The sequence below is a fragment of the Enterococcus faecalis genome, assembly GCF_029024925.1.
Classification (GTDB): Bacteria; Bacillota; Bacilli; order Lactobacillales; family Enterococcaceae; genus Enterococcus; species Enterococcus faecalis.
This window is the reverse complement of sequence record NZ_CP118962.1, coordinates 1,572,972-1,584,585: the sequence shown is the minus strand read 5'-3', so window position 1 is coordinate 1,584,585 and position 11,614 is coordinate 1,572,972. Positions and strand designations below refer to the sequence as shown.

The 11,614-nt window shown below is 37.8% G+C and carries 12 protein-coding genes; 10 read left to right on the top strand and 2 right to left on the bottom strand.

Annotation, left to right across the window (positions count from 1 at the left end):
- Positions 1 to 399: 399 nt before the first annotated feature.
- Both PYW42_RS07795 and PYW42_RS07790 read left to right on the top strand, forming a co-directional pair.
- Entirely contained in the window at positions 400 to 1,554 is a 1,155-nt protein-coding gene (locus PYW42_RS07795) for an AI-2E family transporter (RefSeq protein WP_002386882.1), read from the top strand.
- A 120-nt stretch (positions 1,555 to 1,674) separates the two neighbouring features.
- Positions 1,675 to 2,319: a DUF998 domain-containing protein gene (locus tag PYW42_RS07790; RefSeq protein WP_002364092.1), complete on the top strand. Its 645-nt coding sequence runs from the start codon at positions 1,675 to 1,677 to the stop codon at positions 2,317 to 2,319.
- 46 nt (positions 2,320 to 2,365) lie between these two features.
- Here the strand turns inward: PYW42_RS07790 and PYW42_RS07785 are convergent, their stop codons facing one another.
- Positions 2,366 to 2,977, bottom strand: a complete 612-nt coding sequence (locus PYW42_RS07785) for a hypothetical protein (RefSeq protein WP_002401076.1) — start codon at positions 2,975 to 2,977, stop codon at positions 2,366 to 2,368.
- A gap of 178 nt (positions 2,978 to 3,155) precedes the next feature.
- Between PYW42_RS07785 and PYW42_RS07780 the strand changes: the two genes are divergently transcribed.
- From PYW42_RS07780 to PYW42_RS07765, 4 genes are all read left to right on the top strand, one after another.
- Positions 3,156 to 3,608, top strand: a complete 453-nt coding sequence (locus PYW42_RS07780) for a DUF2188 domain-containing protein (RefSeq protein ID WP_002361962.1) — start codon at positions 3,156 to 3,158, stop codon at positions 3,606 to 3,608.
- A 190-nt stretch (positions 3,609 to 3,798) separates the two neighbouring features.
- Entirely contained in the window at positions 3,799 to 4,818 is a 1,020-nt protein-coding gene (locus tag PYW42_RS07775; RefSeq protein WP_002361961.1) for a branched-chain amino acid aminotransferase, read from the top strand.
- Positions 4,819 to 4,953: 135 nt separating this feature from the next.
- A complete protein-coding gene (locus tag PYW42_RS07770) occupies positions 4,954 to 5,274 on the top strand; it encodes a cupin domain-containing protein (protein WP_002361960.1) in 321 nt (106 codons plus the stop codon).
- A gap of 62 nt (positions 5,275 to 5,336) precedes the next feature.
- Positions 5,337 to 6,977: a peptide ABC transporter substrate-binding protein gene (locus tag PYW42_RS07765; protein WP_002364090.1), complete on the top strand. Its 1,641-nt coding sequence runs from the start codon at positions 5,337 to 5,339 to the stop codon at positions 6,975 to 6,977.
- A gap of 97 nt (positions 6,978 to 7,074) precedes the next feature.
- On the opposite strand, the gene PYW42_RS07760 is transcribed toward PYW42_RS07765, so the two are convergent.
- On the bottom strand, positions 7,075 to 7,950 hold the full coding sequence (locus PYW42_RS07760) for an NAD(P)H-hydrate dehydratase (RefSeq protein WP_002364088.1): 876 nt from the start codon (positions 7,948 to 7,950) through the stop codon (positions 7,075 to 7,077).
- A gap of 148 nt (positions 7,951 to 8,098) precedes the next feature.
- Between PYW42_RS07760 and PYW42_RS07755 the strand changes: the two genes are divergently transcribed.
- The 4 genes from PYW42_RS07755 (at position 8,099) to purC (ending at position 11,609) form a co-directional block, all read left to right on the top strand.
- Positions 8,099 to 8,965: an SPFH domain-containing protein gene (locus PYW42_RS07755; RefSeq protein WP_002357267.1), complete on the top strand. Its 867-nt coding sequence runs from the start codon at positions 8,099 to 8,101 to the stop codon at positions 8,963 to 8,965.
- Between the two features lie 173 nt (positions 8,966 to 9,138).
- A complete protein-coding gene (purE, locus tag PYW42_RS07750; protein ID WP_002384434.1) occupies positions 9,139 to 9,627 on the top strand; it encodes a 5-(carboxyamino)imidazole ribonucleotide mutase in 489 nt (162 codons plus the stop codon).
- The gene (gene purK, locus PYW42_RS07745; RefSeq protein WP_002384435.1) at positions 9,620 to 10,744 is read left to right on the top strand and encodes a 5-(carboxyamino)imidazole ribonucleotide synthase; all 1,125 of its coding nucleotides are present in this window, start codon (positions 9,620 to 9,622) and stop codon (positions 10,742 to 10,744) included. The genes purE and purK overlap by 8 nt, the downstream gene beginning before the upstream one ends.
- A 151-nt stretch (positions 10,745 to 10,895) precedes the next feature.
- Entirely contained in the window at positions 10,896 to 11,609 is a 714-nt protein-coding gene (gene purC, locus PYW42_RS07740; RefSeq protein WP_002411063.1) for a phosphoribosylaminoimidazolesuccinocarboxamide synthase, read from the top strand.
- Positions 11,610 to 11,614 lie beyond the last annotated feature (5 nt).

Genomic DNA, 11,614 nt, shown 5'->3' with positions numbered 1-11,614 from the left:
GTACGATGATTTCATCTGTTCATGCTTCACAGTGAAACATCGCAACTCTTAGAGCTGTAGCTCTTTTGAAGGCTGTACTGTGACGAGACGCATGTCGAGAAAACACCTTAGAAGTTGTTGAGATCGGAGCAACGCGTAGTGTTGCTTCTGTTCCCGCCGTTTATCAGTTTTTGAGCGTGAAGCAAAAATCCAAAGTGATTTTTGTCCCACGCTCTACTTCTTTTATGAAAAGAAGCAAGGTCTAGTGCCTCATTTTTATACTGCAGAATAAACAGACACATTTTTTAAAGTGTCAGGCTTCTTTGTGTATTTCATCAAGAACGAATGGACAAACTTGCCTTTTGCCACAAATCGTTTACAATTACAATGATAGGCATAATTTATTTAGAGGTGAAGTGATTGAAGAAATACAATGTTGATTGGAATTACTGGGTTGTCCGCTTTTTATTTGTAATGGCGCTGATTGTTGGCTATTTATTAATCACGAATTATCAGCACTTTGTCCATAGCGTTTCGGGTTTGTTAGGCATCTTATCCCCATTCATTACTGGGTTCGTGATTGCTTATTTATTGAGTGGAAGTCAGAAAAAAATCGAGGGATTACTAGAAAGAGTACCTTTACCAGTCGTTAAAAAAGCGAAACACGGCTTGAGTGTACTCCTTTTATACCTGATTATTTTGTTTATTTTTGTCTTGACATTAAACTATATCGTTCCGCTACTCATTAGTAATTTAGTAGATTTAGCAAACTCTTTACCTACTTTTTATGATCACATGGTTCAGTTTGTGATGAGTTTAGAAGATAAAGGGATTTTAAAAACAGCCGCGATTGAAAAATATTTAAATAGTGTCCTTAAAGATTTGTCGCCGGAACGTTTTTTAAATCAATGGACACAAGCGTTATTTTCATTAGGAACGTTGACTAAAAATGTTTCCTCATTCTTTTTAAATGCATTTTTGACGTTGATTATCTCAATATATGCGCTGGTATTTAAGCAATCTATTTTGACATTTGTTGAAAAGGCTGCCCACAAATTGCTGTCTGAAAAAGTGTACAAGCAAACACAAACCTGGTTAAATACAACGAATAAAATTTTCTATAAATTTATTAGCTGCCAATTTCTTGATGCTTGTATAATTGGCGTTTCATCAACGATTTTGTTAAGTATTTTGAATGTGAAATTTGCTGTGACTTTGGGTATTTTATTAGGTATTTGTAATATGATTCCTTATTTTGGTTCGATTTTTGCGTCAATTGTTGCTGGTGTGATTACGCTTTTCACAGGTGGTGTTACTCAAGCAATTACGGTGTTACTAGTTTTATTAATTTTACAACAAATTGACGGCAATATTATTGGTCCTCGAATTATGGGAGATGCCCTAAATGTCAATCCGATTTTAATTATTGTTTCAATCACGATTGGGGGAGCGTACTTCGGCGTCTTAGGGATGTTTTTAGCAGTTCCTGTTGCTGCAATCATTAAAATTATTGTCTCGGAGTGGCTAAATGAATCAAAAGAAAATGATAAGATTGTAGATTCTATTGAATCCTAAAGTAAAACTTTTCGTCTCGCGTTGACGAAAAGTTTTTTAGTGGGAAAGAAAGTTTCATTATTTGGAATTTTTGATATGCTATACTTGAAGTAAATAGAAAATCAAAATTGAGGTGAATAAATGCAGCTTTTAAAAAAATATGGCGGCTATTTTTTAGTTTTAGGGGTCTTACTTGATTTTTTTACACCTTATTATGTCGGATTCAAAGATCAAGGTTACAATCAATTGACAGAAGTAATTAGCTTATTAGGTGATGTGAATAGTCCAGTTAGGGAAAACTTTAATCGGTTAACTATCATTGCGGGAATGTTGATGTTAGCAAGTTTACCTAGGATATATGCTATTTTTTCCAGAAAAACGAAAAAAGGTGCTTGGTTAGTAGTGGCAATGATTGGCGCTTATGGTTTATTTGATTGTATTTTCAGTGGGCTCTTCAGCGTAGACACTTCAACCGCTGGCACAGTTGCTGCCGCGCTTCATAACGGAGGATCAGCAGTCGGTTATACAGGCTTTTTGTTGTTATCAGGCGTCTTAACCATTATCTACAGTAAATACGGTTCGCAAAAAAATAAAAACCTTTTTGGCTTTTTGTTTATTTTATGTATGCTTGCAGCCGGCTTATATGGCTTAGCAAGGATTCCACAGTTGCAACAGGTAAAACCATTTAATTATTTAGGCTTATGGCAAAGAGTGAGTTCATTTTGTAATTATCTACCAATGCTGGCACTGTGTTTACAAACTAAAACCAATGACAAATTTGATTGAACATTTGTCATTGGTTTTTTACTAGTTAAAATTGTCTGGTAATAACTTAATTATTGGCTACGGTGACTTCACCAGTAACAGTGGCACCATCTTTTTCTAAGTCAGCAGAATCTTTGTATTCTTGTTTATCAAAAGTAATATTGCCATTAACTTTGGTACCATTTAAAGTAAAGCCATTTGCTTTCACCTCAATATCACCTTTGACAGTCCCGTGAACGATGTTGAAATTTTCAGAAGAAACGATTAGCTTAGGAACCGTGATTTCATATTCAGCAGTTACTTTTTTATTATCATCTTGAGAATAAAGCGCTAATTTACGATAGACATCGTTGGAATCTTTCCCCTTATCATGGAAAGTACCAGCAACTGTTACCTCGTTATCAAAAGTGACATTGTCAGTAGCTGCGACAATCCAATTTCCTTTATCACTTAACGCCATTTCGAGCTCTTCAGGCTTGGCACTAATTGAAGCACCAGAGACTACTTCTGTACTTGAATTAGCTGTTTCTTTGCTACTAGAACTACTATCTGTTTTTTTATCAGATGAACAAGCACTAAGCAGCACAAGAGCAGCAGTTGCCGTCAAAATAGTGGTGAGTACTTTAGACATTTTCATGAAAATCCCTCCAAAAAATTTATTTATTTCTTCCTTTATCATAACTGATTCAAAGGGAAATGAGTAATCATACACTCAAAGATTGAGAAGTTTGGCTAATGGGAAATTAGGCTTATTCTCTCAAGAAGGTTCAGGAAATATTCAAAGTAATCATTTCTTTTTCAAATGTTCCTTTTCTGTAGTAAGCTATTAATAGACAGAATTTTAGGAGGAGATTTTGATGCCTTGGAATATGAATGATTATCCTACATCAATGAAAAATTTAGCACCTTTGATTCGGAAAAAAGCGATAGATATTGGCAATGCGTTGCTTGCGGATGGCTACCCTGATGATCGCGCCATTCCAATTGCGATTAGTCAAGCGGAGAAATGGTATCAAGAGGCAAGTGCAGCAGACAAAAAGGCCTTCGAACAAGAAGCAAATCCTACGAAACAAGATTCGCATAAACAGGATAAACATGCGGGGAAATTATTAACGGCGGCTGTCAACGTTAAATATAAAGACGACCAATGGTTGGTGATTTCAGACAGCGCTGAAAAAGCAAGTAATACATTTACCCACAAACAAGAGGCGATTGAACGAGCTCAAGAAATTGCTCGGAATAAGCAAACAAAGCTGAAAATCTATAAGCAAGATGGTACGTTACAAGAAACCAAAGAGTATACTGAATAATTTTTCGAAACCTTGATATTCCGTTGCAATTCAAGAAACGGCTATCAAGGTTTTTTGGTGAGGGAGAAATGGACAAGTAAGAAAAAATAACAAAAGTTAAGAATGAGAATAAGGCTTGCTTTTCTAGTTTTTGGTGGGTACAATTACACTAATTAAGATAAAAAATCAAAATAATTGAGGTGCTACGACAATGGAAAAAGCCAATCTTGATTGGAATAATTTAGGATTTTCTTACATTAAAACGCCCTTTCGTTATATTAGTTATTGGCGAGATGGCAAGTGGGAAGAAGGCACGCTAACAGATAACAATCAGTTAACGATTAGTGAAGGTTCGCCTGCTCTACATTATGGCCAACAATGTTTTGAAGGATTAAAAGCGTATCAATGTGCAGATGGTTCTGTCAATTTGTTTCGTCCAGATGAAAATGCCAAACGGCTACAAAAAAGTTGTGCGCGTCTACTGATGCCACAAGTACCAGTAGAAACCTTTGTTTCTGCATGCCAAGAAGTGGTGAAAGCCAACCTTGCTTATTTACCGCCATATGGAACGGGCGGTACGTTGTATCTTCGCCCTTATATGATTGGTGTCGGCGATAATATTGGCGTAGCACCTGCCAAAGAATACATTTTTTCTATTTTTTGCGTGCCGGTTGGTTCGTATTTTAAAAATGGTTTAGCACCCACCAACTTTATCGTTTCTGAATATGATCGAGCAGCGGGTCGAGGAACTGGGGCCGCTAAAGTGGGGGGCAATTATGCAGCTAGTCTTTTACCAGGTGCAGAAGCACATGAGAAAGAATTTAGTGATTGCATTTATTTAGATCCGTATACGCATACGAAAATTGAAGAAGTTGGTGCAGCTAATTTCTTTGGCATAACCAAAGAGGGTACTTTTATTACGCCGAAATCAGCGTCTATTTTACCAAGTATTACTAAATATTCATTATTGACGCTAGCAAAAGAACGTTTAGGGATGACGGCGCTTGAAGGAGACGTTTACATTGATCGATTAGCGGACTTCTCCGAAGCGGGTGCTTGTGGCACAGCGGCGATTATTTCTCCTATTGGTGGGATTCAAAACGGCACAGATTTCCATGTATTTTATAGTGAAACGGAAGTTGGACCAGTGACTAAGCAACTATATGATGAACTGGTTGGCATACAGTTTGGTGACAAAGAAGCGCCAGAAGGCTGGATTGTAAAAGCTTAAAGAGACAAAAAAGAGAGAATTCATGCTCTCTTTTTTTTTGTGTATAATATTCAGAATTTTCTATAAAAATATTGACTTTGATTCTATTTAAAGGAATAATGGAAGATACAAGATTTAAAAAAGGAGGGAAAGCTATTGCTTATTAAATCAGCAGAATCAGAAGAAATGACGATTTTTTTTGATAAAGAAAACCAACCAAATGCACAAGTTCAAATGGGCATTATTACATTACAACCTGGTGAAAAACGGCCTTTAGCTGGATATGCTCGCCATGAACAGGATGAATATTCTTATGTGATTTCTGGCGAAGCACATACGATTTTAGAAGATGGTCAAGACTTAGTTGGAAAAGCTGGACAAGCCCAATTAATTGAAGCTGGTGAGGGGCACATTAATTATAATGATGGGTTGGAGCAAGCGGTCGTTGTCTGGATGCTTGTGGAAAGGACAAAATAAAAGGGGAGCTGTCTTTCTGTAAGTAAGAGCATAAAAAAATGAAGAGTTATAGGAGAAAGAAGATGAAAAAGTATTTAAAAATCATAATGGTTTGTATTTTATTGGTAGGATTTTTAGCTGGGTGTACCAATAAAAATGAAAATAAAAAGAAACAGAAAAATACCAAAGAAGCCGTTCAACTGATGTCACCCTCGGAATTAACAACGCTCAACACCTCTGTATTATTGGATTTTCCAGATGCTATTGTCCAAACAGCAGCGTTTGAAGGGTTATATAGTTTAGATGAACAAGACCAATTGGTACCAGCCGTAGCAAAAGCATTGCCGATGATTTCAGAAGATGGAAAAACCTACACGATTTCTTTGAGAAAAGAAGCGGTTTGGAGTAACGATGATCCTGTCACAGCACATGATTTTGAATATGCTTGGAAAAAAATGATTGATCCTAAAAACGGCTTTGTTTATAGCTTCCTCATCGTTGAAACAATTCAAAATGGTGCAGAAATCTCAGCTGGGAAATTAGCACCCAATGAACTTGGTGTCACAGCTGTGGATGATTATACATTAAAAGTGACGCTCAAAGAGCCAAAACCGTACTTTACGTCCTTATTAGCTTTTCCTACATTTTTCCCGCAAAATCAAAAAGTAGTCGAACAATTTGGTGCGGACTATGGAACTGCTAGTGATAAAGTCGTCTATAATGGTCCGTTTGTGGTAAAAGATTGGCAGCAAACAAAGATGGACTGGCAACTAGCAAAAAATAATCGCTATTGGGATCACCAGAACGTGCGCTCAGACATTATCAATTATACGGTTATCAAAGAAACATCTACCGCATTGAATCTTTTTGAAGATGGACAATTAGATGTGGCTACACTAAGTGGTGAATTGGCGCAACAGAATAAAAATAATACGTTGTATCATTCGTACCCAACAGCGACAATGAACTATTTGCGCTTAAATCAAAAACGGAAAGGGCAAACAACGCCGCTTGCAAACGAAAACCTGCGTAAAGCGTTGGCTTTAGGCATAGATAAAGAAAATCTAGTCAATAATATTATTGCAGATGGTTCTAAAGCGCTACATGGTGCGATTACGGAAGGCTTTGTGGCGAATCCCACAACGGGCCTCGATTTTCGTCAAGAAGCAGGTAATTTAATGGTTTATAACAAAGAAAAAGCGCAAAGTTATTGGAAAAAAGCACAAGCAGAATTAGGAGAAAAGGTTAACGTTGAATTGATGGTAACAGATGATGGTTCTTACAAAAAAATTGGTGAAAGTTTGCAAGGCTCGCTACAAGAACTGTTTCCTGGTTTGACAATAGAGCTAACCGCATTGCCGACCGAAGCTGCATTGAACTTTGGGCGAGAAAGTGACTATGATTTATTCTTAATTTACTGGACACCAGACTATCAAGACCCTATTTCTACCCTAATGACTTTATACAAGGGCAATGATCGCAATTATCAGAACCCTGTCTATGACAAATTATTAGATGAAGCAGCCACAACCTATGCCTTAGAGCCAGAAAAAAGATGGGCGACACTGATTGCGGCTGAAAAAGAAGTGATTGAAACGACTGCTGGCATGATTCCACTTAGCCAAAATGAACAAACAGTCCTGCAAAATGATAAAGTCAAAGGCTTGAATTTTCATACCTTTGGCGCTCCGTTAACGTTAAAAAATGTTTATAAGGAAAAATAAAAAGAGAGCCTGGGCTGAAAATCGCTTTTGATTTTCGGCCCAGGCTTAAATCCTGCTTTTTAACCCAAAATTTGTCACCATTTAGCCTTTTCGGGTTTTATCTCGAACGCTTCTGTTCTAATAGTTCAGAATCAGGTGCAGTGTGTGGCTGGGCATATTTTTTCATATATGTCGGCAAGGCTTGACTAATCTTCGTTGGTAAAACAACATAGTCGGTTTTGGCCAAATCATCTCCAATGAGACTGTGTAAGTAGACGGCGCCAGCAATGGTTTCAATTGTCGGCTTAAACTGAGCTAAAAAACCAGCAATGATGCCAGCCAAGGTATCCCCAGTTCCGCCAGTAGCCATCCCAGGGTTGCCACCTGTATTTTGAAAAGGTTCTCCTGCGTGGAAAATTGTTGTGCGATGACTTTTTAAAACAATCGTACTGCCTAATTTTGCTTGTTGGCGCTGGTTATTTACCAGTGTTTGTTGCTCGATAGGTAAGTGACTCAAACGTTGCCATTCCATTTGATGAGGTGTGAAAACAACTTTTTCAGGATAGGTAAGGGAAAAATTGCCTTGGCTAAACAGGGTAATTGCTGAGCCATCGATAATTAACCATTGTTGTTTTTGATGTTGGGCGAGTACCATCTTTAATATTTGTTGTGCAGTAGCATCTAAGCCTAAACCTGGACCAATTAAAATAACCTCCGCTTGCTCTACGACGTCCGTCAGAAGGACTGTTTCTTCAAAGCCCACGACCATCGCTTCTGGGCATCTTGCATGTAAAGGCCCGTGATTTTTAACATCAGTAATCACAGTGGTGAGACCAGCGCCACTATTGATACACGCTTCGGTACTCATGATGATGGCTCCGCCGTATTGACGGTTTCCTCCGATTAATACGACACGCCCAAAATTGCTTTTATAAGAGTCGGAGGGGCGTTGAGTGATGACTTCCTCTAAAATGTCCTTGCTTAAATAGCGCATTCTATCACTCCTTTTCTTGGGATTTCTTTGTTCTCAGTATACTACAAGAGCCCCGAAAAAATCAGTTTATTAATGTTAAAAGTTACTCTATTGAAGGCAATGAGGTGTATAATAAGGACCAGATAAATGAGTTAGGAGAGTGAAACAGATGGAAGAGAAAAAAACATTTTATATGAGTGGCTACGTAGGAATTGCGAGCTTATTAGTTATTTTAATTGCGGGAATTGGTTTATTTATTTATGGAGCAAGTCATACCAATGGAGTTCTTGTTGTTTTAGGTATTATTTTGTTAGTTGGGGCTATTTTATTTTTAAGTTCCTTAACTATTGTTAGTCCCAACCAGGCGAAAGCGATTTTATTTTTTGGTCGTTACTTAGGTACGATTAAAGAAAATGGGTTGTTTATTACCATTCCATTTACGCAAAAAATGAACATTTCTTTGAAAGTACGAAATTTCAATAGTTCTCTATTAAAAGTCAATGACTCTGACGGGAATCCAATCGAAATCTCTGCGGTCATCGTTTTTCGGGTAGTCGATACAGCTAAGGCGTTATTTAATGTCGATTATTATCAAGACTTTGTGGAAATTCAAAGTGAAACGGCAATCCGGCATGTAGCAACACAATATCCTTATGACACTTTTTCAGATAATGATGTAACTCTGCGAGGAAATACCGAACAAATTTCCGAGGAGTTAACCAAAGAATTGCAAGAACGCTTAGCAGTGGCTGGTGTAGAGGTTATCGAAACACGGTTGAATCATTTAGCTTATGCAACTGAAATTGCTAGCTCCATGTTGCAAAGACAGCAAGCAAAAGCAATCTTAGCGGCTCGACAAACAATTGTTGAAGGTGCGGTAAGCATGACACAAATGGCCTTAGAACAGATTGAAGAAGGGCAAGAAATTAATTTTACCGATGAACGAAAAGTACAACTTATTAATAATTTACTAGTCTCAATCATTACTGATAAGGGCACACAACCAGTTATTAATACAGGCGACGTTTCTTCTTAAAGAGGAAGCAACGCTAAAAATAGCAAAAAAAGAGTCATCGGAAAGATGACTCTTTTTTTGATAAACACGAACATTATATAATTTTAATCTATAATATTTCGGTTTTTCTTTGACATCTCTTTTTCTCATTGTTAGAATAACAGTGAAAAAAGGCGGAAGGAGTTATTACATTCATGAAACCATTAGTCGCTGTGATTATGGGAAGTACCTCAGACTGGGCAACGATGAAAGCTACTTGTCTTGTGTTGGAAGAGTTGGGAATTCCTTATGAAAAACGAGTGATATCAGCACATAGGACCCCTGATTTGATGTTTCGTTTTGCAGAGGAATCACGAACAAAAGGATTGAAGGTTATTATCGCTGGCGCTGGTGGAGCGGCCCATTTACCAGGGATGGTAGCTGCAAAGACAACCTTACCTGTCATTGGTGTTCCAGTTAAAACACGAACATTAAACGGTATTGATTCACTGTTGTCTATTGTGCAGATGCCAGGGGGAGTTCCTGTAGCAACAACTGCGATTGGCTCAGCAGGTGCTACCAATGCTGGGTTATTAGCTGCAGAAATACTAAGTATTGATGATTTACAGTTAGCAGAAAGAATCCAAGCAAGACGACAATCATTGGAAAAAGCGGTTATGGAAAGTGGGGAACAACTTGAATAAACCTTTAAAAGTCGGAGCAACTATTGGCATTATAGGTGGGGGACAGTTAGGGCGAATGCTAGTCATGAGTGGTAAAAAAATGGGTTTCCAAATGATTGTGTTGGACCCAACGCTCAATAGTCCAGCTGGTCAAGTAGCTGACCGTCAAATTGTGGCAGCCTTTGATCAGATATCTGCTTTAACTGAACTAGCAGAGTTATGCGATGTGATCACCTATGAATTTGAAAATATTGAAGTGGCCTCCCTAGAAAAGGCCATTCCACTAGAAAAGCTGCCACAAGGAACAGGATTGTTAAAAATTACTCAAAATCGATTGCTTGAAAAAATGTTTCTTCAATCGATTGGCTGTAAGATTGCTTCTTTTGCGGAAGTGAAAAGTCAGAAAGAGCTGCCACAAGCAACAGAAAAGATTGGTTTTCCATGTGTCTTAAAAACTATTCAAGGTGGATACGATGGAAAAGGACAAGTCGTCTTAAAATGCGAAGAGGATTTCTCCCAAGCGACTGAATTATTAGCTAACGCCACTTGTGAATTAGAAAAGTGGGTGCCTTTCACTAAAGAACTTTCAATCATCGTTGCAGGGAATAAGCATGGTTACCAAAGCTTTCCTGTATCTGAAAACATTCATCGAAAGAATATCTTGCATGAATCAATTGTGCCCGCTCGAATTTCTGAGAATGTGCAACAAAAAGCAGCGGAATTGGCGCAACACATTGCTGAGGAATTAAATTTATCTGGGGTTTTAGCTATCGAACTGTTTTTAACGGATTCAGAAGAGTTGTACGTCAATGAATTAGCGCCACGGCCTCATAACTCAGGTCATTACTCTATTGAAGCTTGCTCATTTAGTCAATTTGATGCGCATATTCGAGGGATTAGCAATTGGGGCATTGGGTTACCCCAGTTACTTCAACCAGTGGTTATGGTGAATCTCTTAGGTGAACACTTAGAAAAAAGCTACCAGTTATGCACGTCAAAACCCACTTGGCAAGTCCATTACTATGGAAAAGCCGGATCAAAAGTTGGCAGAAAAATGGGCCACGTCACCATTACAACACCTTGCTTATCAGAAACGTTAAAGGAAATTGAGACTGTTGGTATTTGGAACGTAACTTAATAAATGCTTGCTCCAAGCAAGTTTTTTATTTTTACATTCGACAAACACGAACGATTATTGTTTTTTTGTAACTAATGTAAGTTTTTAACTGATGTAAATCAGCTGAGTTAGAAAGAATAGGGTTCATGAAGCTAACGAGAAGAGGGAAAGAATGGAAAAGAAAGCACTTGTGTATACAGGAAAAGCGAAGAAGTTGTATCAAACAGAAAATGCAGCGGTTCTTTTTGTGGAATATCTTGATCAAGCAACAGCTTTAAATGGTCAAAAAAAAGACAAAGTTCTTGGGAAAGGCGCTTTAAATAATCAAATCACTAGTCTAATTTTTGAACATTTACAGCAACAGAAGATTCCCAATCATTTTATCAAAAAAGTATCTGAACACGAACAATTAATTCAGGCCGTAGAAATGATTCCTTTGGAAGTTGTCGTACGTAATTATGCGGCAGGAAGTTTTTCAAAGCGTTTAGCGATTGAAGAGGGCACTAAATTAGTGACGCCCATTATTGAATTTTATTACAAAGAAGATCGTCTGGATGATCCTTTTATTAACGAAGACCATATTCAATTTCTAAAAGTAGCCACTCCTGATGAAATTGTGGAGATTAAAGCATTGGCTTTACAAATTAATCAGGCGCTTAGTCAACTCTTTCAACGCCTCAATATTTGTTTGATCGATTTTAAAATCGAGATTGGTCGGACGAAGGCCAATCAATTGTTACTGGCAGATGAAATTTCTCCAGACACCTGTCGTCTATGGGATTTAAACACAAACGAACATCTGGATAAAGATGTTTATCGCCGTGAATTAGGAGAAATAGTTCCTGTATATGAAGAAGTTTTACAACGTTTACTAACAGCTAATTGAGGAGG